At 63.3% G+C, this 24,591-nt stretch carries 26 protein-coding genes; 14 read left to right on the top strand and 12 right to left on the bottom strand.

Going from position 1 to position 24,591, the window contains the following annotated elements:
• Position 1: 1 nt before the first annotated feature.
• The gene (locus tag ACELLULO517_RS00480; protein WP_227304586.1) at positions 2 to 199 is read right to left on the bottom strand and encodes a hypothetical protein; all 198 of its coding nucleotides are present in this window, start codon (positions 197 to 199) and stop codon (positions 2 to 4) included.
• 84 nt (positions 200 to 283) lie between these two features.
• Here ACELLULO517_RS00480 and ACELLULO517_RS00475 point away from each other — a divergent pair, with 84 nt between their 5' ends.
• The gene (locus tag ACELLULO517_RS00475; protein ID WP_227304583.1) at positions 284 to 619 is read left to right on the top strand and encodes a DUF1491 family protein; all 336 of its coding nucleotides are present in this window, start codon (positions 284 to 286) and stop codon (positions 617 to 619) included.
• Between the two features lie 174 nt (positions 620 to 793).
• On the opposite strand, the gene ACELLULO517_RS00470 is transcribed toward ACELLULO517_RS00475, so the two are convergent.
• Positions 794 to 1,288: a DoxX family protein gene (locus ACELLULO517_RS00470; RefSeq protein WP_227304580.1), complete on the bottom strand. Its 495-nt coding sequence runs from the start codon at positions 1,286 to 1,288 to the stop codon at positions 794 to 796.
• A gap of 125 nt (positions 1,289 to 1,413) precedes the next feature.
• The gene (locus ACELLULO517_RS00465) at positions 1,414 to 2,121 is read right to left on the bottom strand and encodes an SDR family NAD(P)-dependent oxidoreductase (RefSeq protein WP_227304577.1); all 708 of its coding nucleotides are present in this window, start codon (positions 2,119 to 2,121) and stop codon (positions 1,414 to 1,416) included.
• A 132-nt stretch (positions 2,122 to 2,253) separates the two neighbouring features.
• Between ACELLULO517_RS00465 and ACELLULO517_RS00460 the strand changes: the two genes are divergently transcribed.
• Entirely contained in the window at positions 2,254 to 3,180 is a 927-nt protein-coding gene (locus ACELLULO517_RS00460) for a LysR family transcriptional regulator (RefSeq protein WP_227304574.1), read from the top strand.
• A gap of 25 nt (positions 3,181 to 3,205) precedes the next feature.
• Here ACELLULO517_RS00460 and ACELLULO517_RS00455 read toward each other — a convergent pair whose 3' ends face one another.
• On the bottom strand, positions 3,206 to 4,108 hold the full coding sequence (locus tag ACELLULO517_RS00455) for an AraC family transcriptional regulator (protein ID WP_227304572.1): 903 nt from the start codon (positions 4,106 to 4,108) through the stop codon (positions 3,206 to 3,208).
• Positions 4,109 to 4,258: 150 nt separating this feature from the next.
• Between ACELLULO517_RS00455 and ACELLULO517_RS00450 the strand changes: the two genes are divergently transcribed.
• Positions 4,259 to 5,017 (top strand): SDR family NAD(P)-dependent oxidoreductase, encoded by a 759-nt coding sequence (locus ACELLULO517_RS00450; protein WP_227304569.1) that lies wholly within the window; start codon positions 4,259 to 4,261, stop codon positions 5,015 to 5,017.
• A 19-nt stretch (positions 5,018 to 5,036) separates the two neighbouring features.
• Here the strand turns inward: ACELLULO517_RS00450 and hemF are convergent, their stop codons facing one another.
• A complete protein-coding gene (gene hemF, locus ACELLULO517_RS00445; protein ID WP_227304566.1) occupies positions 5,037 to 5,945 on the bottom strand; it encodes an oxygen-dependent coproporphyrinogen oxidase in 909 nt (302 codons plus the stop codon).
• A 206-nt stretch (positions 5,946 to 6,151) separates the two neighbouring features.
• Here hemF and ACELLULO517_RS00440 point away from each other — a divergent pair, with 206 nt between their 5' ends.
• The 4 genes from ACELLULO517_RS00440 to ACELLULO517_RS00425 all read left to right on the top strand — a co-directional run bounded on the left by ACELLULO517_RS00440 (position 6,152) and on the right by ACELLULO517_RS00425 (position 11,704).
• Positions 6,152 to 7,048, top strand: a complete 897-nt coding sequence (locus tag ACELLULO517_RS00440) for an S-methyl-5'-thioadenosine phosphorylase (protein WP_227304563.1) — start codon at positions 6,152 to 6,154, stop codon at positions 7,046 to 7,048.
• A gap of 138 nt (positions 7,049 to 7,186) precedes the next feature.
• Positions 7,187 to 8,860, top strand: a complete 1,674-nt coding sequence (locus tag ACELLULO517_RS00435) for a Na+/H+ antiporter (protein ID WP_227304560.1) — start codon at positions 7,187 to 7,189, stop codon at positions 8,858 to 8,860.
• A 379-nt stretch (positions 8,861 to 9,239) separates the two neighbouring features.
• Complete coding sequence (gene leuA, locus ACELLULO517_RS00430; RefSeq protein ID WP_456304379.1) at positions 9,240 to 10,934, top strand: 2-isopropylmalate synthase; 1,695 nt, start codon at positions 9,240 to 9,242, stop codon at positions 10,932 to 10,934.
• Entirely contained in the window at positions 10,931 to 11,704 is a 774-nt protein-coding gene (locus tag ACELLULO517_RS00425) for a class I SAM-dependent methyltransferase (protein ID WP_227304557.1), read from the top strand. The genes leuA and ACELLULO517_RS00425 overlap by 4 nt, the downstream gene beginning before the upstream one ends.
• A 173-nt stretch (positions 11,705 to 11,877) precedes the next feature.
• Here the strand turns inward: ACELLULO517_RS00425 and ACELLULO517_RS00420 are convergent, their stop codons facing one another.
• Both ACELLULO517_RS00420 and ACELLULO517_RS00415 read right to left on the bottom strand, forming a co-directional pair.
• Entirely contained in the window at positions 11,878 to 12,246 is a 369-nt protein-coding gene (locus ACELLULO517_RS00420; protein ID WP_227304555.1) for a lysozyme family protein, read from the bottom strand.
• A complete protein-coding gene (locus ACELLULO517_RS00415) occupies positions 12,236 to 13,393 on the bottom strand; it encodes a hypothetical protein (RefSeq protein WP_227304552.1) in 1,158 nt (385 codons plus the stop codon). Before ACELLULO517_RS00415 ends, ACELLULO517_RS00420 begins: the two co-directional genes overlap by 11 nt.
• Before the next feature lie 422 nt (positions 13,394 to 13,815).
• Here ACELLULO517_RS00415 and pdhA point away from each other — a divergent pair, with 422 nt between their 5' ends.
• From pdhA to ACELLULO517_RS00380, 7 genes are all read left to right on the top strand, one after another.
• Positions 13,816 to 14,775, top strand: a complete 960-nt coding sequence (gene pdhA / locus ACELLULO517_RS00410) for a pyruvate dehydrogenase (acetyl-transferring) E1 component subunit alpha (protein ID WP_227306031.1) — start codon at positions 13,816 to 13,818, stop codon at positions 14,773 to 14,775.
• Between the two features lie 5 nt (positions 14,776 to 14,780).
• Positions 14,781 to 16,124, top strand: a complete 1,344-nt coding sequence (locus tag ACELLULO517_RS00405) for a pyruvate dehydrogenase complex E1 component subunit beta (RefSeq protein WP_227304549.1) — start codon at positions 14,781 to 14,783, stop codon at positions 16,122 to 16,124.
• A gap of 12 nt (positions 16,125 to 16,136) precedes the next feature.
• Positions 16,137 to 17,423 carry a pyruvate dehydrogenase complex dihydrolipoamide acetyltransferase gene (locus ACELLULO517_RS00400; RefSeq protein ID WP_227304547.1) on the top strand — a complete coding sequence of 429 codons (1,287 nt, stop codon included), beginning with the start codon at positions 16,137 to 16,139 and terminating at the stop codon, positions 17,421 to 17,423.
• A gap of 22 nt (positions 17,424 to 17,445) precedes the next feature.
• Positions 17,446 to 17,928 carry a GNAT family N-acetyltransferase gene (locus tag ACELLULO517_RS00395; protein WP_227304545.1) on the top strand — a complete coding sequence of 161 codons (483 nt, stop codon included), beginning with the start codon at positions 17,446 to 17,448 and terminating at the stop codon, positions 17,926 to 17,928.
• Between the two features lie 36 nt (positions 17,929 to 17,964).
• The gene (lpdA, locus tag ACELLULO517_RS00390) at positions 17,965 to 19,362 is read left to right on the top strand and encodes a dihydrolipoyl dehydrogenase (RefSeq protein ID WP_227304543.1); all 1,398 of its coding nucleotides are present in this window, start codon (positions 17,965 to 17,967) and stop codon (positions 19,360 to 19,362) included.
• Between the two features lie 62 nt (positions 19,363 to 19,424).
• A complete protein-coding gene (gene lipA / locus ACELLULO517_RS00385) occupies positions 19,425 to 20,387 on the top strand; it encodes a lipoyl synthase (protein ID WP_227304541.1) in 963 nt (320 codons plus the stop codon).
• Positions 20,387 to 20,860, top strand: coding sequence for a type II toxin-antitoxin system RatA family toxin (locus ACELLULO517_RS00380; RefSeq protein ID WP_227304539.1), 474 nt, complete (start codon positions 20,387 to 20,389; stop codon positions 20,858 to 20,860). Before lipA ends, ACELLULO517_RS00380 begins: the two co-directional genes overlap by 1 nt.
• 21 nt (positions 20,861 to 20,881) lie before the next feature.
• On the opposite strand, the gene ACELLULO517_RS00375 is transcribed toward ACELLULO517_RS00380, so the two are convergent.
• The 5 genes from ACELLULO517_RS00375 to ACELLULO517_RS00355 all read right to left on the bottom strand — a co-directional run bounded on the left by ACELLULO517_RS00375 (position 20,882) and on the right by ACELLULO517_RS00355 (position 24,562).
• On the bottom strand, positions 20,882 to 21,277 hold the full coding sequence (locus tag ACELLULO517_RS00375; protein WP_227304537.1) for a winged helix-turn-helix transcriptional regulator: 396 nt from the start codon (positions 21,275 to 21,277) through the stop codon (positions 20,882 to 20,884).
• Between the two features lie 379 nt (positions 21,278 to 21,656).
• Positions 21,657 to 22,421: an amino acid ABC transporter ATP-binding protein gene (locus tag ACELLULO517_RS00370; RefSeq protein ID WP_227304534.1), complete on the bottom strand. Its 765-nt coding sequence runs from the start codon at positions 22,419 to 22,421 to the stop codon at positions 21,657 to 21,659.
• Positions 22,418 to 23,083 carry an amino acid ABC transporter permease gene (locus ACELLULO517_RS00365; RefSeq protein ID WP_227304531.1) on the bottom strand — a complete coding sequence of 222 codons (666 nt, stop codon included), beginning with the start codon at positions 23,081 to 23,083 and terminating at the stop codon, positions 22,418 to 22,420. Before ACELLULO517_RS00365 ends, ACELLULO517_RS00370 begins: the two co-directional genes overlap by 4 nt.
• On the bottom strand, positions 23,080 to 23,721 hold the full coding sequence (locus ACELLULO517_RS00360) for an amino acid ABC transporter permease (RefSeq protein WP_227304529.1): 642 nt from the start codon (positions 23,719 to 23,721) through the stop codon (positions 23,080 to 23,082). Before ACELLULO517_RS00360 ends, ACELLULO517_RS00365 begins: the two co-directional genes overlap by 4 nt.
• 16 nt (positions 23,722 to 23,737) lie before the next feature.
• On the bottom strand, positions 23,738 to 24,562 hold the full coding sequence (locus ACELLULO517_RS00355) for a transporter substrate-binding domain-containing protein (protein WP_227304526.1): 825 nt from the start codon (positions 24,560 to 24,562) through the stop codon (positions 23,738 to 23,740).
• Positions 24,563 to 24,591 lie beyond the last annotated feature (29 nt).

Genomic DNA, 24,591 nt, shown 5'->3' with positions numbered 1-24,591 from the left:
GTCAGATCTTGGACTTGATCGGCTTGTGCGCGCGGTCCATCAGGCGGGAGAAGAAGCCGGGCGGCTTCGCCGGCGCGGGCGGCAACTTGGCCTCCGTCGCGGCCTTTTTCTCCTGCTCCTTGCTCTGCAGCCACTTGTCCAGGCTCACGCCATTCTTGGCAGCGCGCTTCGCTTCATAAGCGCGCTGGGATTCGGTCATCTTTCGGTCCATTGAAGCCCTCCTCATCTCTGGCTCCATCTGGCAGGCAGAGCGGTATGAGTCGAGTGGGCAAGGGACGGTTTCATGGAAGCACGTGTAAAAGCCCAGATCTGGGTGCAGGTCGCGCTGCGTCTGGGCGACAAGGACGGCCGTCCCGGCATGGTGCTGCGTCGGGGGGATGCTGATGCCGGTGGCATCCTGGTGGTGCTGCGCGACCGGGACAACAGGCTGGTCGTGCTGTCGCAGACACGCACGGAAGGCGGCGAACTCGCCTGGCTGCGCGCCACGGGGGTCGAGCCGGTCGACCAGACGAAGGCTGATGCCTATGTCGACCGGCAGGTGAAATTCGACCCCGACCTTTGGGTCATCGAATTTGAGGCGCCCGACTTCCTGCCGCCCTTCGACGGAAAAATCCTGTAGGGCAGGCTAGAGTCTGTCAGGTTTTAATAGATAATTTGTCATCCGCGCACTTGTTGCGCGGACCTACCCGCCGCGGCGCCCAGCCGGCCGATTGCTTGCTGCGTCGGGTAGATGCGCGGGTCGGGGCCCGCGCACGACAGATTTTTTGGCGTTTCCAACTAAACCTGACGGACTCTAACTCCGTGTTGGCGGTAGATGGCCTTGGCCTGTCTCCACAGCCCCCGCGTGTCGCTGCGCAGGATGATGCTCCAGCTTGATCGTGGCATCCACCGAATAGCGACCGCCGCCACCCACATAGATCGCGAGCAGCCCACCGATGATCGAGATGTTCTTGAAGAAGTTCAGCTCGGCGTCTGCCGCCGCAGGACCGCTCATGGTCCAGAACGGATGGCCGACGATGGCCGTCGCCAAGGTATAGGCGGCCATCAGCAGCGCGGTCAGGCGGGTCATGACGCCCGCGACAAGGGCGAGGCCGATGAAAAACTCCATGACCACGGCGAAGACCGCCGCGAGCGGCGCATCCGGCACGCCGGTCTGGGACATGAACCCGATCGTATCGCCGAAGCTGGTCAATTTGTCCCAGCCGAACAGCACAAAAAGCAGCATCATGAGAATGCGGGCGGCGAGCAGAGCGCCATCCTTCGTGCGGCCAATCCCTAAGTCGAGCATCGCCAAAACTCCTTCTTCCGGGAGTGATAAAGGCAGCCTGATCCAGACATTTCAGCGCTCTAGCTTGGGCTCTTTTTCTTGGGGTTTGTCAATCAGCCGGTGAATGGCCCGAGCTTCCCAAGCGCTCACCAAGGAACCGTTCGGCCGAGATAATCGAGATATTCCAGTCCTGGCCGGCCCTTTTTCGAAAGCAGCACGTTCACGAGATTCGGTATGCTGTCTTCGATGCTGAGACGGGCATCCGGACCGCCCATGTCGGTGCGGACCCAGCCGGGCGCCATCAGCACCATGGCGCGCGATGACGCGGCGTTGCGGGCAGCGTAACTCCGCATGAACATGTTCAGCGCGGCCTTGCTGCCACGATAGACTTCGCGCATGCCGGTCTCGTTATTGCCGACGCTGCCCTGACCGGATGACATGATCCCGATCAGGCCTGTCTTGGTCACAAGGTCTTGCAAAGTCTCGATAACGCGCATGGGGCTCAGCGCATTCGTGACCATGACGCGGACGAATTCCTCCGTCGTCACATCGCCGATCGTTTCTGTCACGTCATTCGTCACGCCGGCATTGACAAAGAGCATGTCGAAGACTTTGCCCGATAGGCGCTGGTGCAATGCCGCGACCTGATCGGGCGCGCAGATATCCAGGGTTTCGATCAAGACGCGGCCCGCGAATGCCTCCGCCAGGTCATGCAATTTGGTTCGGGTACCGCTGTCGCGGACTGTGCCGATGACGGCCCAGCCCTTGGTCAGAAATTCCGCGGCTATGGCAAGGCCAAGTCCTCGTGATGCGCCGATGAGAAGGATTGTGCCGGCAGGATCGGTTTTGGGCATGGGTCTTGTCCCTCGCTGGAATGCTCGGCGGCAGATAGGCGCCATGGTTCATCAGGCGCCAGACGCATCATATGCAAAGTATAATTGCATCAGGCGCTATATCCGCTGGGCGCCATGACATAGGCTTGGTCCATGACCGATGCCGATCTCGACTTGAATCTTCTTGTCACGCTGGATGTCCTGCTGGCGGAAGGCAGCGTGACGGGTGCTGCCCGGCGCCTCGGCTTAAGCGCATCCGCGATGAGCCGGACACTGGCGCGGCTTCGGGCGACGACGGGCGATCCGCTGCTTGTCCGCGCCGGGCGCGGGCTGGTGCCGACACCGCGCGCCGTCGCATTGCGTGATCATGTCCATAGGCTGACGCAGGACGTGCAGGCGGTGCTTCGGCCAAACCGCTTGCATGTCGATATTGCCGCGCTGGACATGACCTTCACCCTGCGCGTCAGCGAGGGGTTTATGGAGCATTTATCCGCGCCCGTGATAGCGGCCGTCACCCAGGCCGCGCCCGGTATCCGTCTCCGCTTCTTGGCCAAGCCTGACAAAGACGCGGGCCCGCTTCGGGAAGGGTTGATCGACCTGGAAATCGGCGTTCTGGGAACATCCGCGCCTGAGATACGCACGCAGTTTCTGTTCCGCGATCAGTTCATCGGTGCGGTGCGGGTCGGGCATCCGCTTCTGGATGGGATAGGGGTGACACCTGGACGCTATGCCGCTTGCCACCACATCATGGCGTCCCGCGCGGGTGACAGCGTCGATGCGGCCTTGCGGGCTTTGGGGCTTGCGCGGCGGATCATGGTTGTGGTGCCGGGCTATCCGGATGCGATGCGGATTGCGCGCCAATCGGATCTTGTCGCGCTGGTGCCGCAATCCTGCCTCGGCAATCATCTGCCGGGTGGCGATGCGTCCCTGTCAGGGCTTGAGAGTTTCGTTATTCCCGTCTCAACGCCCGACTTCATGATATCCGCGATGTGGCATCCGCGCATGGATGCCGACCCTGCCCATCGCTGGCTGCGCGAGACGGTGGTGACGGTCTGCCGCGCCGCCTATCCAAAGCGATGAAGGTGCAGGCGCCTATATTGGTCAGTCAATTTTCGGCAAAAACGAACGCTGCCTTTCTGTGCCTTGCGTCACGTTTCGGCGCCATGCCGAACATACGGGAATACTCGCGGCTGAATTGCGAAGGGCTTTCGTAGCCGACGTCGAAAGCCGCTGTCTCGACATTGACAGCCTCCGACATCATCAGCCGCCGCGCTTCCAGAAGACGAAGCTGTTTTTGATATTGTAACGGTGTCAGCGACGTCAGTGCCTTGAACTGACGATGAAAGGCCGAGGCGCTCATCTGTGCGATGGCGGCAAGTGCCTCGATCCGCACCGGTTCCGAGAAGCGCTGCCGCAGATGGCTCATGGCGCTCATCACACGGTCGGAAGGGCTGTTTGCCAGCGACATCCGGGCGATGTCGTCGCCATGCGGCCCGGTCAGGAGCCAGTAGCACATCTCGCGCATGATGATGGGATAAAGCGCCGCAATCGCTTTGGGCCTGTCGAGCAGCTGAACCAGACGCAGGGCGCAGTCGGCAAGCGGGCCTTGGAAATCCGTCACGAAGACACCGCGGCAGATATCGCTGCTTGGCTTGGGCGGTGCCTCCAGACCTTCCGCCACGCTGCGCATGATGGCCAGGTCAAGTCCGATCGCCAGGACCAGGCAAGGCTCACCCGGACTTGCCTCGACAACCCGGCCGAAGGACGGCGCCTCGATCCCGACAACAAGCGCTTCGCCCGCCCGGTATTCGAAGCGCTTGTCGCCGAATTTCGCCCATTTCGCGCCCTGCGCCACAATGCAGATGGCCGGCACGGACAGTCTGTGGATCGGCGGCTTCGGATGGTCCGAGCGCAGGATGGCCAGCGTGTCGATCGGGGTCATGAAAAGGCTCTCGCCGCTCTGCCGCTCGGTGTAGCGCAGGATCGCATCCGTCAATTGATCCGACATCATTTGTCCTCCGCTTTTGGTCCGTCGCCCGATCATGGGCGCCGGAGCAGGAATAGGCAAGAAATAGGAGGGTTTCGGCATTCATCCTACCGCTTCCATGGGCGCAAATGATCGAACCAGACCTAGGCAAACTTCAGGGAAAGCTTCGTGATGTCATACAGTAAGATCGCGATCGTGACCGGCGGCAGCCGTGGCATCGGCCGCAATACGGTGCTCAGCCTCGCCAAGCGCGGGGTAAGCTCGATCTTCACCTACAACACCAATCGGGCAGAGGCCGAGGCCGTCACGGCGCTCGCGACCGAGGCCGGCGCAAGGACGATCGCCCTGCAGCTCGATGCCGGCGATACCAGAACGTTCGTCGGTTTCGTCGAAAGCCTGCGCGGAGCGCTGACAGATTTAGGCGCCGAGCGGTTCGACTATCTCGTCAATAATGCCGGCACCTCATCCAACATGGATTTGATGGGCATGACGGAGGCAGAGCTGGACGGGCTCTACAACGTTCATTTCAAGGGCGTCTTCTTCCTGACGCAGAAACTGCTGCCGCTGATGAAGGATGGCGGCCGGATCATCAATATTTCCTCTGCCCTGGCCCGCATGTCCGGGCGCAACCGCATAGGCTATGGGCCGATGAAGGCGGCCGTGGAATCCTTGACCCGCTATATGGCGATGGAACTGGGGCCGCGCCGGATCACGGCGAATATCGTGGCGCCTGGGCCGATCGCGACCGATTTCAGCGGCGGCATCGTGCGCGACAATCCGCAGGTGAACAAGATGATTGCCGACAACACGGCGCTCGGCCGCGCGGGTCTGCCCGATGATGTCGGCCCTGTGATCGCTGGGCTGCTGTCCGACGATTTCGGCTGGGTCAATGCGCAGCGGATCGAAGTGGCGGGTGGCGTCGCCATTTGAACGACGGCACCGCCGGAGGCTAAGGCCAGCGAACCTCGGGCGGCATGCTCATTAGAATCGCTTCGGTCTTGCCGCCCGTCTTGAGGCCGAAGAGCGTACCGCGATCATAAAGCAGGTTGAACTCGACATAGCGGCCGCGGCGGATGAGCTGGTGCTCGCGTTCCCCCGCGGTCCAGGGCGTAAACATCCGGCGGCGTACGATGCGCGGATAGACATCCAGGAAGGCGAGGCCGACATCGCGGGTGAAGGCGAAATCCTCCGCCACGTCGCCCGTCCGATGCTGGTCATAGAAAATACCGCCGGCGCCGCGCGGCTCCTGCCGATGGGGCAGATAGAAATACTCGTCGCACCACTGCTTGAAGCGCGGATAGAAACCGTCGCCATGCGCGTCACACGCTGCCTTGAAGGCGGCATGAAAATCCGCCGCATCCTCCTCTGCCTCTGGCGCGTCCAGCCGCATCGGTGTCAGATCCGCCCCGCCCGCGAACCAGCCGTGGCTGGTGATGATCATGCGCGTATTCATATGCACGGCCGGAACCAGCGGGCTGTGCATATGAGCGACGAGGCTGATGCCGGATGCCCAGAAGCGGGGGTCGTCCGCCGCACCGGGGATCGACTTGCGGAATTCCGGGCTGAATTCGCCGGAGACGGTCGAGACATTGACGCCCACCTTCTCGAAGACCCGGCCGTGCATCACGCTCATGACGCCGCCGCCACCTTCCGCGCCTTCGGCTGCGTCGCGCTTCCAGGTCTCGCGCGCGAAGCGGCCGGCGGGCCGGGCTGCCAGCGGGCCGGTCTGCTCATCCTCGATCGCCTCGAACTCCGCGCAGATGCGGTCGCGCAGGCTCTCGAACCAGGCTGTGGCCTCGGCGCGCAGATTGACATGGGCGATTGCCGGGTCTGCGGCGGGTGTGACGGTGTCAGACATGGGAGGCCGGTCCTTCAGCGATACGGCAGGATGAGGCGAACCTAGCCGCTGCCGCAGGTTCATACACACGTCTTGCCAGCGAATCTCCCCCTCGGGCATTGCTCTATATCAAGCGGCACCTTGCCTGATCCGCCCGGCTGTTGTTGAAGCCCCCTCATATCTTGATCTGATCTGCTTAATCGCCCGCTCAATCGAAGGAGAGCCTCATGGCTGACAACGCGACCGGACCTGTGGAGCCTCTCGTCGGTATTATCGGCGGCTCAGGCCTCTATGACATCGACGGGTTGGAGGAGAAGGAATGGCGGACGGTCGAGACCCCCTGGGGTCCGCCCTCCGACGATCTGCTGTTCGGCCGTCTGCACGGGTTACGCTGCGTCTTCCTGCCGCGCCACGGCCGTGGTCATAAAATCTCGCCGAGCGGCCTGAACTACCGGGCGAATATCGATGCGCTGAAGCGCGTCGGCTGCACCGACGTGCTGTCGCTCTCGGCCGTCGGCAGCCTGAAGGAAGAACTGCCGCCGGGCCATTTCGTGGTGATCGATCAGTTCATCGACCGCACCTTCGCGCGTGAGAAAAGCTTCTTCGGCACCGGCTGCGTCGCCCATGTCTCGATGGCCCATCCGGTCTGCTCACGCCTGGGCGACGCCTTGGAAGGGGCCGCGCGCGGTCTCGGCCTGCCCGTCACCCGCGGCGGCACATACCTCACCATGGAAGGCCCGCAATTCTCGACCTATGCCGAAAGCGTGCTCTATCGCAGCTGGGGCTGCAGTGTGATCGGCATGACCAATATGCCGGAGGCCAAGCTCGCTCGTGAGGCCGAGCTTTGCTACGCGACCGTCGCCATGGTGACGGATTACGACTGCTGGCACGAAGGCCATGACGCCGTGACGGTCGATCAGGTGGTCAAGGTGCTGTTCGGCAATGCCGACAATGCTCGCGCTCTGGTCAAGGCCGTGCTGCCGGTCGTCGGCCAAGGCCGCGACCTTTGCACCTCCGGCTGCGACCACGCGTTGGAATATAGCCTGATCACGGCGCCCGCCGCCCGTGACCCGGAGGTGGTGGCGAAGCTCGGCGTCGTCGCCGGACGCGTTCTGAACGCCTGATCTTATCCCGGTCATTTAGGAGCGTCATGCGCGGCTTCATGCCGCGCATCCACCCGTTGGGGCGCTGCACCGCGTAGATCCGCGCAACACGTGCGCGGACGACGTTAATGAAGCTTCGCCACGAGCCAAGGCGCCCGCATGCATCTGACGACCGTCATTCTTCTTTTGCTGTTCATCACGGCACTGACCAATCTGGTCGTGACGGTCGTGCGTGTGCCGCTGCCTTTGCTGCAGATCGCGGTCGGCGCGCTCTGCGAGGCGCTGGGTTTCCATGTTGCCTTCGATCCGGCTTTGTTCCTGCTGCTGTTCATTCCGCCGCTGCTGTTTTCGGATGCCTATCGCATCCCCAAACGGGAGCTGACGGAGGCCGGGGTGCCGGTCTTCATGCTCTCCGTCGGGCTGGTGATCTTCACCGTCTTCGGCGTCGGCGGCTTCGTGCATTGGCTGCTGCCCTTCGTGCCGCTGGCCGCCGCTTTGGCGCTGGCAGCGGTACTGTCGCCGACGGATGCGGTCGCACTTGCCGGCATTCTGAACGGACGCGCCCTGCCGCGCCGCTTCATGCATGTATTGCAGGGTGAAGCTTTGCTGAATGACGCGTCGGGCCTCGTGTCCTTCAACTTCGCGGTCGCGACCGTCGCCGGCGTGCATTTCTCGCTGGGCGAGGCGAGCCTGGAATTCGCGGCGGTCGCTATCGGCGGCCTCGCGGTCGGTGCCGCTCTCGGCTGGTGCTTCTTCCAACTGGATCGTCGCGTGCTCTCCCGTCGGGCGGAGGAGGCGTCGATCTATGTCGTGCTCGTCTCACTGCTGCCCTTCGCGGCCTATCTGGCGGCGGACGAGCTCGGGCTTTCGGGCATTCTGGCGGCTGTCGCTGCCGGCCTGACGCTGAATATGCTCGACCCTTTCGGCGGCAGCCACGGCGCGATCCGCCGGCGCGCCTTCGCACTCTGGTCCGTTCTCGAATTCGCGTTCAACGGCCTCATTTTCCTGCTGCTCGGCCTGCAATTGCCGAGCATCCTGGGCGAGGGGCTGCAGCGCACCGTCCATGCCGGCTATTCGCCCTGGGCGCTGGCGTTGCTGATCATCCTGGTCACGCTGGTACTCCTGGTGCTGCGCTTCGTCTGGGTGCTGGCGACCATGCTGCTGCGGTCGGGCGTCGGTCGGGTCCGCGGCCGCAGCACGCGGCGCGTCGCGAATTTTTGGACGCTGTGCCTTGCCGCCGTCGCCGGTGTGCGCGGCGCCGTGACGCTGGCCGGTATTCTCTCCCTGCCGCTGTTTCTGCCCGATGGGACGGATTTTCCGGCCCGCCCCTTGCTGATCAGCGTCGCCGCCGGCGTCATCGTGCTGTCGCTGCTGATCGCGGTCGTGGCGGTGCCGTTGCTGCTCCGCCGTCTGGGGACGCCCGAGGAAGATCGCTTCGAGGACGAATTGTCTTCCGCCCGCCGCACGATGGCGGAAAGGGCCATGCGCGATCTGGAGGAGCGGGTGGAGGAGGGCACCAAACGCCGGGAGGGTGCGCAACGTCATGCCTATGAGGAAGCAGCCAGCCGCGTTCTGGCCGATTACCGGCTGCGGCTGGACGGCCGCGACGACGGCAGCGACAACCAGGAACAAGCGCGGGAGGATCAGCGTGCTGAAGCCGCCCTGCGCCTTTGGGCCGTGCGCGCGGAAAGGGCCGAAATGCGAAACCTGCGTCAGCACCATGCCATCAATGACGAGGCGGTGCAGATTCTGATCGAGGAGCTGGATCTGGAGGAGGAGGCGCTGTCGCGGGTCGCGGACAGCCTGCCGCCCCGGCGCGAGGCTGCGGACTAGGCGCGCGCATAGGACCCTTGCGCACCTCTTGGTTGCTCGCGCCGCGCCGCAAGGGCAGGGTCCCCCCGTTATGACGATGCAGGACATCCCCTCGGGCGCCTACGCGCTCCTTCGGCGACTTACCACCGCGGCCCTCTGAGAGAGGCCGTCTGTCCTGCTGCGCGCGGACTGCCCGCGCTGCTCCCCCCTGATCGTCGTTGCCGGAAGTATCCGACCCATGCCCCGTCTCTATCCGCAAATGCCATCCGCCAGGGTTGCCAGGCGCCTGTTGCCGCGACTTCGGTGCGGTCGCTTGCGCTGATCGGCCAGCCCGCGACCGTATGACGCCGTCCTGATCCGCCTCACTCTGCCTGCTGGACTATAAGGACTAGAGACCGCCATGATGCTGAGCAAACCGGCTTCCAAATACCGCCCCTTCGCCAATGTCGATCTGCCCGACCGGCAATGGCCCAGCCGCACCATCACCCAGCCGCCACGCTGGTGTTCGGTCGATCTGCGCGACGGCAACCAGTCGCTGATCGACCCCATGGACGGCGAGCGCAAGCGCCGTTTCTTCGATCTGCTGATCAAAAGCGGCTTCAAGGAAATCGAGGTTGCTTTCCCCTCGGCCTCCCAGACCGATTTCGACTTCGTGCGCAGCCTGATCGAGGGCAATCTGATCCCGGAAGACGTCGCGATCCAGGTTCTGACGCAGAGCCGCGAAGAGCTGATCCGCCGCACTATCGAGAGCCTGGCCGGCGCGCATCGCGCCATCGTCCATCTGTATAATGCGACCTCGGAAGTCTTCCGCCGTCTGGTTTTCAATCAAGACAAGGCCGGCACCATCGCGCTCGCGGTTTCGGGCACGAAGCTGATCAAGGAGCTGACCGATCAGCACCCCGAGACGATCTGGACCTATCAGTATTCGCCTGAGACCTTCTCCTTCACCGAGCCGGAATTCGCGGTGGAAATCTGCGAAGCCGTGATGGATGTCTGGCAGCCGACGCCGGAACGGCCGATCATTCTGAACCTGCCGGCGACGGTGGAAGTGTCGACGCCGAATGTTCACGCCGATCAGATCGAATGGTTCTGCCGCCACCTGACGCGGCGCAATTGCGCCATCATCTCGCTGCATCCGCATAATGATCGCGGCACCGGCATCGCGGCCGCCGAACTGGGTCTGCTGGCGGGCGCCGATCGCGTGGAAGGCTGCCTGTTCGGCAATGGCGAGCGCACCGGCAATGTCGATATCGTCACCATGGCGCTGAACATGTACACGCAAGGTGTCGATCCTGGGCTCGACTTTTCGGATATGCGCCGCGTGGTTGGCACGGTCGAGCATTGCAACCAGATCGCGGTGCATCCGCGTCACCCCTATGCGGGGGAGTTGGTCTTCACGGCTTTCTCGGGCTCGCATCAGGATGCGATCAAGAAGGGTTTCGCGGCGCGCCAGAAGCAGAATGACGCTATCTGGGAAGTGCCTTATCTGCCCATCGATCCGGCGGATATCGGCTGTTCCTACGAAGCCGTCATTCGCGTCAACAGCCAGTCCGGCAAGGGGGGCGTCGCCTGGGTACTCGAGCAGGATCAGGGCCTGCGTCTGCCGCGCCGGTTCCAGATCGCCTTCAGCCGGATTGTGCAGGAAATTGCCGACCGCACGAAGCGGGAGACGACGACCGCCGTTATCGTGGAAGCCTTCCGTCAGACCTATGGTCTCGATGGCTCGGGGCGGTTCTCGCTCGTCGATTATAGCGTCTCGGGTGTCGACAAAACCGGCGCGCCGCGCACCTTTACTGGTCGCGTCGAGGTGGACGGGCAGACGCGCAGCATCACCGGCCAGGGCAATGGTCCGCTGTCGAGCTTCGTGGATGCGCTGAACAAGAATTTCGGTCTCCATCTCGACATCGTCAATTACGACGAGCACGCCATCGGCACCGGGTCCGGTACGCAGGCGGCGGCCTATGTCGAATGCGTGCTGCCGGACGGAAAGTCGGTTTTCGGCGTCGGCATCGACGTCGATAGCGGTGAGGCGTCCATGCATGCGGTGCTGAGTGCCGCGAACAATGCCGCCGGCGATATGGGAGTGGCGAAATGAACGGACTGAGCCAGGCGGAAACGGTCGAAAGCCAGTTCGGGCCGCGCGCGGAACTTTATCTGCAAAGCGCGGTCCACGCGCAGGGCGAGGATCTGGCGCATTTCGCCGCCATGCTGGCGGAGGACGGGGCGGGGTCTCGCGTGCTCGATATGGGTTGCGGCGGCGGTCATATGTCCTTCGCGGCCGCGCCCTTCGTGCAGGAAGTGGTGGCCTATGATCTGTCGCCGGAAATGCTGTCGGTGGTGGCACACGCGGCCGGCGACCGGGGCTTCGGCAATCTGCTGACCGAACAGGGGGAAGCGGAAGCGCTGCCTTTCGAGGATGCGAGTTTCGACTGGGTGGTCTCGCGGTTCAGCGCCCATCACTGGACCGGTTGGCGTGCGGGTCTGCGGGAAGCGCATCGCGTGATGCGCCCTGGCGGGCGCGGCGTGTTCATCGATGTCGTGTCACCGGGCGCACCGGCGCTCGACACTTATCTGCAGACGGTGGAAGTGCTGCGCGATACCTCCCATGTGCGGGACTATAGCGCCGGCGAATGGGAAGCGGCTTTGGCCGAAAGCGGGTTCATGGTGCAGGCGACGCGCCGGCATCGCCTGCGCATGGAATTCGGCACGTGGATTGCGCGTATGCGCACGCCGGAGGTGATGGCGAATGCCATCCGGTCTCTGCAAGCTGCGGTGGCTGACCCGGTGCGCCAGCATTTCGCCATCGAAGCCGATGGCAGCTTCATGATTGACGTGGCGACGTTTGAGGTCGTGCGCGGGTTCTGAGGTTTTTCTAACGATGCTGTGCCGGCTTGTGGCGATACGCCACGGGCCGGCTTGTTCGCGACCGCCGAGCGGCCGGGGCGGATCAAGACCGGCGGCGGGGCAGGTGAGAAACCTGGATTCGGTTTTACGGGCGGCGACGGCGTGAAGCCGCTTTCATCAGCGTCGATTGACGCTTAGCCAAACAGTTCCGGCAGCGCGAACCAAAGGCCCCCCGCCGTGGGATTACCGAGACCCCAACCAAACCATTCGTTGATTATTTTTTCAACAATCTCATCTTTGTGTGTGCCGTATTGAAACTGCTCAATCCAGTCATGATCCGTGCCGACGCCGCCTCGAACAGGCTTCGCTCCGCAATCGAGGAGGGCAGATATCGTTCGCTCAACACAGTCGATAAGCTCGTCGCCTTCAAGACCAAATTCGGTGCGCGCTTCGGGGATGATTTGCCACAATCCAACAGCGTCTACGGGAAGCTCCGCAGTTGTTTGGATGATCCAGTCGATCAATGTTGTGCCATCGCTTTTGTGCAGTCGTTCATGGCTCATTTTTATGCACCTTCAAGGCGTTTTTCACCAAAGTTGTCACACTGCGGAGGACGTCGATTGTTTCGCCATAGCGATTGCTTTTGCGCAGCCCAAAGAGGTCGCCGTTGGGAAGCACATAAACTCTACCATTATAGCCTTTATATGAAGATGGTTTTGCATTTTGGATCAATGTTGCCTTCAATTCTTCGAATTGCTGAGGCGTGACGGTTCTCACATTTTTATTCGATCCTTCCACCCATCCGACCCTTTTTCCGCCTGGGACTAAAATCCTAGAAAGCTCCGTCTCGCCACTATAGCTCGGTTCGTCCGTCCGGCTGTCGAGAATGACCGGCTTGTTCGCGACCGCCGAGCGGCCGGGGCGGACCAGGACCGGTGGCGGGGCAGGGGTGAAGCCGGGGTTCGGCTTTGCGGGCAGTGACGGCGTGAAGCCGCCTTCGCCGGCTTTGCGTTTGGGCAGGCTCGGCGGCACAAACCCGGGCAACGGCGGACTGGGCGGCGGCATGTCAAAAGACCGGCCGCTTTGTGCGTGACGATCGGCGAGCGCGCGGCGCAGCGCCTGCTCCTCTCCCGCACCGGCAGAGTCCGGCCTCAACAGGATAGCACCGGCGACGACCGGGGGCGCGAGTTCCGTCAGACCTTCCGCAGCGAGGGCCGCTGCCCGCGCGGCGGCCTGTCGCGCGAAAACGTCGAGCGTCGCCTGCGCCGAGCGGATCAGCGCCGCCCGGCCGGTGGCGCCGGCCGCAGCCGTGCCGGCGAAGCCTGCGGTCGATGCCTGTGGGCCGGCATAGGGCGTGGGTGTCGGCGCATGACGTGCCGATAGGCGCGTCGGTGACTTCGACCGTGCGGTAATCCGTGGCGCGACCAGACGCGCATCGCTCGGGTGCGGTTCGACCTCATCGGGTCGCCCCGGGCGCGGGTGATCCTCCGCGATCACCTCGGCCAAGGACGGCCAATCCTCTGCGGGCGGCAGAAGTTCCGGTGGGATCGAAACTCCCGGCCGCATCCGCAGGGTCGCGGGGAATTTGACCCAGCCGGGATGGCCAGCGGTCCAGTCCGCAGGGAAAGGCGCGCCTTGCGGCACGAAACAGAACGGGACCCTTAGATGCGTGAAGGACGAGGCGAAGGGTGGCAAGCCGGTTTCCGTCATGACATCTCGGCCACAAAATGTCAGATTTTCTAACATAATTCAATGCAATATTGCAATGAAAATCCGCCACACGCCTTGATCGTCGCTGTTTGACGGTGGCAAAAGCCGTTTTCCGCAAGAGTTGAGAAGGCAAGCCGCCACACCCGGCAATAACCGGTCGAAATAAGGGCTGGATTGGTAACGCCGTGTCTGGGCAAATGCCTTGTCGGACAGGCCGATCAGCGACTTAACCATAAATCGGTTAACGACCTATATTGCATTGCAACATAAGGCTTTTTCGCCGTCGGCTTGTGGCGGCGGGCAGGAATGGCTAGGTGTCGCTGCAGAGTTTTCGATGACGCGGCCTCAAGCTGGCGACAGGGAGTAATGGCATGGCCCAGGCAGCGGCACCCCGCAAACGGACCAAAACCCCCGAGGTATCAATGGGCAAGGACGACCTTCTCCGCTTCTACCACGACATGCTGCTGATCCGGCGGTTCGAGGAGAAGGCGGGTCAGCTTTACGGCATGGGGCTGATCGGCGGTTTCTGCCATCTCTATATCGGCCAGGAAGCGGTGGTCGTCGGCCTGCAGGCCGCGCTGAAGGAAGGTGATCAGGTCATCACCAGCTATCGCGATCACGGCCATATGCTGGCGACCGGCATGGAGGCCCGCGGCGTGATGGCGGAATTGACCGGCCGGGCCACAGGCTATTCCCGCGGCAAGGGCGGGTCGATGCATATGTTCAGCAAGGCGAAGGGCTTCTACGGCGGCCATGGTATCGTCGGCGCCCAGGTCTCCATCGGCGCGGGCCTTGGCTTCGCGAACTGGTATCGCGGCAATGACAGCGTCTCCGTCACCTATTTCGGTGAGGGCGCGTCCAACCAGGGTCAGGTTTTCGAGAGCTTCAACCTCGCCGCCCTGATGAAGCTGCCAGTCGTCTTTGTGATCGAGAATAACCGCTACGGCATGGGCACCAGCGTCGAGCGCGCCTCGGCCTCCAAAGACCTCTCCAAGAACGGTTCCCCCTGGGGCATTCCGGGCCTGCAGGTCGACGGCATGGATGTCGTCGCCGTGAAGGAAGCGGCCGAGCAGGCCATCGCTCATTGCCGCGCCGGCAAGGGACCCTTCCTGCTGGAAATGAAGACCTACCGCTATCGCGGCCATTCCATGTCCGATCCGGCGAAATACCGCACGCGTGAGGAAGTGCAGAAGATGCGCAGCGAGCGCGACTGCATCGAATCCGTGCATCACCTGCTGACCGCGCAGGGCGTGGACGAGGCCGAGATCAAGAAGATCGACGATGCCGTGAAGGCCGTGGTGCAGGATGCGGCGGATTTCGCCCAGACCAGCCCCGAGCCTGATGCCAAAGAACTCTGGACTGATATCCTGGTGGAGGCCTGATCCTTATGGCGACCCAGATTTTGATGCCTGCTTTGTCGCCCACCATGACAGAGGGCAAGCTCGCGCGCTGGCTCAAGAATGTCGGCGATGAGATCAAGGCCGGCGATGTGATCGCCGAGATCGAGACCGATAAGGCGACCATGGAAGTGGAAGCCGTGGATGAGGGCAAGCTCTCCTCCATCCTGGTCGCTGAAGGCACCGAGGGCGTGGCGGTGAACACGCCGATCGCCGAAATCGGTGGCGGTGCTGGCGAAGCGGCCGCCCCCGCGCCGACGCCTGCTCCGGTGGCGGAAGCCCCGGCTGCGGTGGCCTCGTCCGCTCCGACCGTCGCCCCCACGGTTGCCACCTCGGCACCGGAAAAGGACTGGGGCCCGACCAAGCCCATCACCGTCCGCGAAGCCTTGCGCGACGCCATGGCGGCTGAAATGCGCGCCGACGGCGATGTTTTCCTGATGGGCGAGGAAGTCGCCCAGTATCAGGGCGCCTATAAGATCAGCCAGGGCCTGCTGGATGAATTCGGCCCGCGCCGCGTCATCGATACCCCGATCACCGAACATGGCTTCACCGGCATGGCCGTGGGTGCCGCGATGAGCGGGCTGCGTCCGATTGTCGAATTCATGACCTTCAATTTCGCCATGCAGGCGATCGACCAGATCATCAACTCAGCCGCCAAGACCCTCTATATGTCCGGCGGCCAGATGGGCGCGCCGATCACCTTCCGTGGCCCGAATGGCGCGGCGTCGCGCGTCGGCGCCCAGCACAGCCAGTGCTACGCGTCCTGGTATGCGCATTGCCCTGGCCTGAAGGTCGTCTCCCCTTGGTCGGCGGCGGATGCCAAAGGCCTGCTGCGCGCGGCCATCCGTGACCCGAACCCGGTCATCGTGCTGGAAAACGAAATCCTCTACGGCCAGACCTTCGATTGCCCGACGGATGAGGATTTTGTTCTTCCCATCGGCAAGGCCAAGGTCGAACGGCGCGGCGAGCACGTCACCATCGTTGCCTTCAGCATCATGGTCGGCGTCGCCATGCAGGCAGCGGAAGCGCTGGCCGAGCAGGGTATCAGCGCCGAGGTCATCAATCTGCGCTCGCTGCGCCCGCTGGATACCGCGACCATCGTGGAAAGCGTCAAGAAGACCAGCCGTTTGGTGACGGTGGAGGAGGGCTGGCCCTTCTCCGGTATCGGCGCCGAAGTCGCGATGCAGATCATGGAAAACTGCTTCGACTACCTGGATGCCCCGCCGGTGCGCGTGCATGGCCTGGATGTGCCGCTGCCTTACGCGGCCAATCTGGAGAAGCTGGCACTGCCGCAGCCCGCCTGGGTTGTGGACGCCGTTCGCAAGATCGTCTGAGGGAGCAAGTCCATGGCCATCAATATCCTCATGCCGGCGCTCTCCCCCACCATGACGGAGGGCACGCTGGCCCGCTGGCTGAAGAAGGAAGGCGAGGCCGTGAAGGCCGGTGACGTCATCGCCGAGATCGAGACCGATAAGGCGACCATGGAAGTGGAAGCCGTGGATGAAGGCATCCTCGGCAAGATCCTGGTGGCCGACGGCACGGAAGCGGTGAAGGTCAACGCGCCGATCGCCATTCTGGTCCAGGCTGGCGAGGCGGTGCCGGATGGCGCGGCGCCTGCGGCAGCCCCGGCCGCTGCTGCCGCGCCGGCTCCGGAAGCGCCGAAAGCGGCCGCGACCCCGTCTGCGGCCCCGGTCGCCAATGGCCATGACGCAGGTTCGCGGATTTTCGTGTCCCCTCTCGCCAAGCGCATCGCCAAGGACAAGGGCGTCGATCTCGCCGGCATCAAGGGCAGCGGGCCGAACGGCCGTATCGTGCGCGCCGATGTCGAAGGCGCCAAGGCTGCTCCGGCTGCCGCAGCTCCCGCCCCGGCCGCTGCCGCACCCGCGCCAGCCGCAGCGCCCGCTCCGGCTGCGTCCAAATCCGCGCCGATCAGCGCGCCGCATACGCTGGTGCCGCATACGACCATGCGCCGCGTCATCGCCAAGCGCCTGACGGAAAGCAAGCAGAGCGTTCCGCATTTCTATCTGACGATGGATGTCGAACTGGATGCGCTGCTGAAGCTGCGGGCCGAGCTGAATGCGCGCTCGTCCAAGGACGGCGGTTCGTCCTTCAAGCTTTCGGTCAATGACATGATCATCAAGGCGTCGGCGCTTGCGCTGCGCCGCGTGCCCAAGGTCAATGCGAGCTTCACCGACGAGGGCGTGGTTTTCTATGACGACGTCGATATCTCGATCGCCGTCGCGATCCCCGATGGGCTGATCACGCCGATTATCCGCAAAGCGGACCAGAAGGGTCTGGCCACCATCTCCAACGAGATGAAGGACCTCGGCCTGCGGGCGCGGGCCGGCAAGCTGAAGCCCGAGGAATTCCAGGGCGGCGGCTTCTCCATCTCCAACCTCGGCATGTTCGGCGTGAAGGACTTCCAGGCCATCATCAACCCGCCGCAGGCAGCCATTCTGGCGGTCGGCGCGGGTGAGCCGCGGCCGGTGGTGAAGGACGGCGCGCTGGCCATCGCGACCGTCATGTCAGCGACGCTCAGCGTCGATCACCGCGTGGTCGACGGCGCGCTGGGGGCGGAATGGCTGCAGGCCTTCAAGGCCATCATCCAGGAACCCCTGAACCTGATGCTCTGACTGAGAGCATAGGGGACAGGATATGGCGGGCGTTACTCTTCGCCTCGCGACGCCCGAGGATGTGCCAACCATCCTCGGCTTCGTGAAGGCGCTGGCTGCCTTCGAGCATCTGGAAGACGAAGTTCATGCGACGGAGGCGGATTTCCACGCCTCCCTGTTCGGCGCGCCCACGCGGGCCGAAGCGCTGATCGCGGAGTTGGGCGGCAAGCCGGCCGGCTTCTCCGTCTGGTTCTACAATTTCAGCACCTTTCGCGGCCGCCACGGCCTGTTCGTGGAGGATATCTATGTCGATCCCGCGCATCGCGGGGCTGGCATCGGTCGCAAGATCTTTCACTTTCTAGCCCAGCGCGCCATCTCGCAAGGCTGCGCCCGCATGGATTGGGATGTCCTGAACTGGAACGCCTCGGCGATCGGCTTCTACCGCTCGCTCGGTGCTTTTCCGCTTGATGGCTGGACCCGCCAGCGCCTGACCGGACCGGCGCTTCACGCACTGGCGCAATCCTGACGGCGCTCCGACGCCTGCAAACGAAGGAATAACTTCATGGCCGAGCAAAGCTTTGATGTCGTGGTCGTCGGCGGTGGTCCCGGCGGCTATGTCGCTGCCATTCGCGCGGCCCAGCTTGGCCTGAAGACGGCCGTGGTGGAGCGTGAGCATCTGGGCGGCATCTGCCTCAACTGGGGCTGCATCCCGACCAAGGCCCTGCTGCGCAGCGCTGAGGTTTCCCATATGCTTGCCCATCTCGATGAATTCGGCTTCTCGGCCGATAACATCAAATTCGACCTCGACAAGGTGGTGAAGCGCTCGCGCGGTGTGGCCAAGCAACTCGCGACCGGCGTCGGCTTCCTGCTCAAGAAGAACAAGGTTTCCGTCGTCGACGGCCAGGGAAAGCTGACGGCGAAGAACACGCTGACGGTCGAGAAGGACGGCAAGACCGTCGCCACGCTGAAGGCGCCGCATATCATCTTCGCGACCGGCGCCCGCGCCCGCGAACTGCCGGGTATCGAGGCCGATGGCAAGCTGATCTGGAACTACAAGCACGCCATGGTGCCGACCATGATGCCGAAGTCCTTGCTCGTCATCGGCTCGGGCGCCATCGGCATCGAATTCGCCAGCTTCTACCTCAACATGGGTGCGAAAGTGACGGTCGTCGAAGTCATGGACCGCATCCTGCCGGTGGAGGATGAGGAAATCAGCGCCTTCGCCCGCAAGTCTTTGGAAAAGCAGGGTATGGTCATCCATACCGGCATCGCCGTGAAGGGCGTGAAGAAGGGCGCGGATAGCGTTACCGTCACCATCGAGATCGCCGGCAAGGCGCAGGAAATCACGGTCGATCGCCTGATCACGGCGGTCGGCATCGTCGGCAATGTCGAAAATCTGGGCCTGGAAGAAGCGGGCGTGAAGGTCGAGCGCACGCATGTCGTGGTCGATGGTTTCGGTCGCACGGGCGTCGACGGGATCTATGCCATCGGCGATGTCGCCGGGCCGCCCTGGCTGGCCCATAAGGCGAGCCATGAGGGCGTCATCTGCGTCGAGCTGATTGCCGGCAAGCATCCGCATCCGCTCAATCCCGGCAATATCCCGGGCTGCACCTATTGCCGTCCGCAGGTCGCTTCGGTCGGGCTGACCGAAGCGAAGGCGAAGGCGGCGGGGCATGAGGTGAAGGTCGGCCGCTTCCCCTTCATCGGCAACGGCAAGGCCATCGCCATGGGCGAGCCGGAAGGCCTGGTGAAGACCGTGTTCGACGCCAAGACCGGCGAATTGCTGGGCGCGCATATGGTCGGCGCCGAAGTGACGGAGATGATCCAGGGCTATGTCATCGGCCGCACGATGGAGACGACCGAGGCCGAGCTGATGGAAACCGTCTTCCCGCATCCGACCGTCAGCGAGACCATGCATGAGGCAGTGCTTGACGCCTTCGGTCGGGCCATACACTTCTAGGCTGTCTGAGCTGTTCCTGTGGGCGTTGCGCCCGCAGGCCGCTCCCGGCGAGGATAGGGACCATGGCCACCCGTCTGGTTATCGACCACCGTCACCCTGAGAAGGCCCACCGGCCCGATAATCCGGTCGCGCGCAGCAAGCCCGACTGGATCCGTGTGCGTGCGCCGCAACACCCGATCTATCATGAGACGCGGGCGCTGATGCGCGATCACAAGCTGGTCACGGTCTGCGAGGAAGCGGCCTGCCCGAATATCGGGGAATGCTGGTCCCAGCGCCACGCGACCATGATGATCATGGGCGATACCTGCACGCGCGCCTGCGCCTTCTGCAATGTCCGCACCGGCATGCCGGACGCCTTGGACACGGATGAGCCTAATCGCGTCGCGGACGCCGTCGCCAAGCTCGGCCTGCGCCATGTCGTCATCACTTCTGTCGATCGGGATGACCTGGCTGATGGCGGGGCGCGGCATTTCGCTGCCGTGATCGGCGCCATCCGCCGGGCTGCCCCGGACACCACGATCGAGGTGCTGACGCCGGACTTTCTGCGCAAGCCCGGCGCGGTCGAGACTGTCGCGGAAGCCGCACCCGACGTCTTCAATCACAATCTGGAAACCGTGCCGCGCCTTTACCCGACCATCCGGCCGGGCGCGCGCTACTACCAGTCGCTGCGTTTGCTGGACCATGTGAAGATGCTCAATCCGACCATCTTCACCAAATCCGGGATGATGGTGGGGCTAGGGGAAGCGCGGCCCGAAGTCGGCCAGGTGATGGACGATCTGCGCATCGCCGATGTCGATTTCATCACCCTCGGTCAGTATCTGCAGCCGACGCCGAAACACGCTTCCGTCGCCAGTTTCGTGACGCCGGATGAATTCGCCGACTATGCGACGCTGGCGCGGGCCAAGGGCTTCCTTATGGTCTCGGCCACGCCGCTGACCCGCAGTTCCTACCACGCCGATGCGGATTTCGCGCAGTTGAAGGCCGCGCGGGAAGCACAGCTTGCCAAGAAGGTCGCCGCAGACTGATGCCGCGCTACGCCGAGCAAAAGCGCGTTCCCTATTCGCCGCAGCAGATGTTCGATCTGGTGGCGGATGTGGGCAAATATCCGCAATTCCTGCCCTGGTGCGTCGGCGCGCGCATTCGTGCGCATACGGAACAGGAGATTTTGGCCGACCTCACCATCGGGTTCGGTCCCTTCCGGGAGAGCTTCACCAGCCGCGTGAAGCTGGACCCCTCCCATACGATCATGGTCCATTACGAAAACGGTCCGTTCAAGTATCTCAACAACCGCTGGATCTTCAAACCCGATCCGCAGGGCTGCGTGATCGACTTTTTCGTGGATTTCGAATTCCGCAGCAAAGTGTTGCAGATGGCGATCGGCACGGTCTTCGCGGAAGCCGTGCGTCGCATGGTCTATGCCTTCCTGAAGCGCGCGCGCGACGTCTATGGCGCGCCGTCGGCCACCATCAGCGTGCAGCCGGCCGTCGCCAAGGGCTGATCGGCGGGGGCGTCGCGTCCGTCAGTCTTTTCCCGCCCGCTGTGCCGCGTAACGGGCCCGTGCGGCGTCAAGCGCCGGAAAGTTCTCCTCCGCCCAGTGATCGAGCTGCATCAGCATGCGGGCGAGGGAGAGGCCCAGATCGCTGAGCGCATAATCGACATGGGGCAGATTGGCCGCATGGTCGCAGCGGGTGACGAGGCCATTGCATTCAAGATCCTTCAGCGTCTGCGTCAGCATCTTTTGCGATAGCCCACCGATCTTGCGCAGCAGCGCACCGTTGCGCACGGGGCCGTCTTCAAGCGCCGTCAGCACCAGGATCGCCCATTTGGAGGCAATCAGCTCCAACGCATTACGGGCTGGGCAGGTGGCGTCGAAGACACTCGGGGGGTGGGGTGCAGGCGAAGCGTCGGTGGGCATGGCCTTGCTCGGCATTCTGCTGTTTGGCGAGCCGGTCAGCATCGCGCGCATCGGCTGCATGGGGCTGATCATCGCCGGTGTCGCGGGCTTACGGATTTCGAGCGTGGGGTAGGCAGGCCAACAAAGCCCGCGCGGCGCCGGTAACGATCAAGTTCTCCGCGCATGACGATATCTGGAACGCTTCCCGTTCGCCTGCCTTCATAGACACCGTTTTCGAGTCCGGGAAGTTTAGTTGGAAACGCCCCAAAATCCGTCGCCCGCGGACTTGTTCCGCGGGTCTACCCTCGCTTGCAGGCAAGCGGCGGTCTGGGCGCCGCGGCGGGTAGGTCCGCGCGACAAGTGCGCGGATGACGAATTATCTATTAAAATCTGGCAGTCTCTAGGCGATCAGCTGGCTCGCTTCGCGGTCGATATAGGTCTCAAGAAATTGCGTCAGCCTTGGGTGGCGCGGCTTCGCAAAAACCTCTTCGGGAGAGCCGCTGACCACGATTTTTCCGCGATCAAGAAAAGCGACATGGCCGGCGACCGATGCCACGAAGCCGATCTCATGGGACACCACAACCATCGACATGCCGCTTGTGGCCAGGCGTCGCATGACGTTCAGGACCTCTCCGGTCAGTTCGGGGTCCAGCGCGGATGTCGGTTCGTCGAAAAGCATGAGTTGAGGGTCCAGCGCCAAGGCACGGGCAATCGCGACGCGCTGTTGCTGGCCACCTGACAGCTGCCGTGGATAGAGATGCGCCCGCTCGGCCAGCCCTACCTTCTCAAGCTCCGCCATTGCGCGATCTTCCGCCTTGCGGCGGGGCTGGCGCCGGACCGTGCGCAGGGCTTCGGCGACATTGCCCAGGGCGGTCATGTGGGGCCAAAGGTTGAACTGCTGGAAGACCATGCCGATGCGGCTGCGTAAATCGCCCTTGCGCGCATGCTGTCCCGCAATGCTCAAAGGCTGACCGTCGATCTGGATTGAGCCCGCATCCTGCCTCTCCAGCATCGCCATGCAGCGCAGCAGCGTGCTTTTGCCTGAGCCTGACGGACCGATCAGACAAGTGACCTGATGCGCGGGGGCGCTGAGATTGACACCGTCGAGCACCGGCACATCGCCAAAGATTTTGACCAGGCCTGAGACTTCGATTGCGGGCGTCATGACACGAACCTGAAAGTGGAAAGCCGTCGCTCGGCTGCCCTGCCGGCATGCGCGCAGAGCTCGACCAGCGCCCAGTAGGAGAGCGAGAGCAAGCCGAGCGACAAGACAAAGGCGAAGGTTTCCGACCCGATCTGCTGCACTGCCCCCGTCAGCTCCGGAACGCTGATCACGGACAGGATCGCGGTATCCTTGAGCAGGCCGATGATGATGTTGACGGAGGGGGGAAGGACCATGACGAACATCTCCGGCAGCACGATGCGCCGAAACGTCTGCAAACGGGTCATGCCGACGCATGCGGCTGCTTCGACATGTCCGGGCGGCACGGCCCTTATTCCGGCGCGAAAAACCTCGCTCAGATAGCAGCCGCCAAATAGGGCGAGGGCGATCAACCCTGCGGGGATCGGATCCAGGCTCAGGCCGAGGGCTGGGCCGCCGAAATAGAGAAGGAAGACCTGCACCAGGAACGGCGTGCCGCGGATCAACTGCACGCATAAGGCCAGCGGCAGATTGACGACAGGACCACCGAATGATCGCGCCAGCGCGATGGCCATGCCGATGACGATGGACAGGATCGCGGCCGCCACCCAGAGGCCGATCGTAGTGACGACACCGCCGATGAGCTGCGGAAGATAGTGGCCAAGGATCGCCAGGTCTCCGGTCATGCGCTACGCACCGGAAACCGCCGCTCGGCGGCCAGGCCGAGAAGCTGGATGACATATGTCATGATCAGATACAGGAGACCGGCACAGGCATAGACGGGCAGCGGATCGTAATTGCTGGCCGCGATCTCCCCTGCCGTCTTCGTCAGTTCGACCACGCCGATGACCGAGACGAGTGCCGAAGCGTGGAGGATCGAAATCGCTTCGTTGACGATGGCCGGAATGGTCAAGCGGAGGGCGATGGGCGCCTCCACGCGGCGGAACCGCTGCCACAGGGTCATACCGACCATATCGGCGGCTTCCTTGAGGCCGGTTGACACCGACAGAAAGCCGCCGCGCAGAGTCTCCGCCTGATAGGCGGAGGTGCAGAGCGACAGAGCGAGTTCGGCGGCAAAGAAGCTCGAAATATTGAGACCGACCGCGGGCAGAAGATTGTAGAACAGCAGAAGCTGAACAAGCAGCGGGACACCGCGAAAAAAGCTGACATAGAGTCTGGCCGCGATCTGCAGTGGTTTCGGCCGCGCGAGCGTGGCGCCGCAGACGACGATGCCGATCGCAATGCCGATGGCGATTGCCAGCACGCTGCAAACTGCCGTGACCCCGGCAGCTTTCACCATCAGCAGAAACAGCTTGCCGTCCACGCGGGATCGAACCCGCCTAGGTCGCCGGATCTGTCACGGAAACCGGCAGCGTGGTCGCCGCGCCGAACCATTTTGTCTGCAGGGCGGCGAAGCGGCCGTCGGATTTCATGGTGCTGATCACGCCATCGACCGCGGTTACCAGGCTGGCCGAGGCATCGTCCTTGCGCGCGAGAAAGGCAAGGTATGTCTTCGGGCCGATTGTCGGAAACAGCGCGGCAAAAAGATTGGGGTGAGATTTTTCGGCGGTCAGTGCGTTCGGCAGAGACGTTGCGTAGGCAACGATGCGACCTGCGACCAGGTCCGCCACCAGCGCGTTATCGTCGCCATATTCGCGGACGATGGCCTTCGGGGTCAGGCTATCGGCATAGACTTTAAGCTGGTCGAGCTGGGCGGAACCCTTGCCGCAACCGACCTGCTTGCCCGCGATATCCGACGCTTTCGCAATCGAGTGCTCGTTCGCGCGTTTGACGAGCGTCACCGTGCCTTCGGCGATGGGCGAGGTGAAGTCATAATGCGGCAGGCGCGCCTTGGTGATGGTCGCGGGGCCGGCGACGATATCGAACTTGTCAGCCGCCAGGCCCGGCAGGACGCCATCCCAGGGCAGGTCGACCCATTCGACGCGAACGCCAAGCGCCTTGCCGACCTCGTTGAAGAAATCGACGTTGAAGCCGACATGGTCGCCTTCATCCATATAGTCGAACGGCGGAAATTCAGCCTCCGTCCCGACTTTCAGCACGGAGGCTTTCTTGACATCCGCGAGCACATCGGCCCGCGCCTGGATGGAGCCGAAAGCCGCAAGACAGGCGGCAGAGGTTGTCAGCAGCAGGGCACGACGCTTCATGGGTCTCCGCACTCCAGAATGATGATGGT

Source organism: Acidisoma cellulosilyticum, assembly GCF_020621385.1.
GTDB lineage: Bacteria > Pseudomonadota > Alphaproteobacteria > Acetobacterales > Acetobacteraceae > Acidisoma > Acidisoma cellulosilyticum.
Note: the sequence above shows the minus strand (reverse complement) of the source record. Positions and strands in the feature narration are given on the sequence as shown.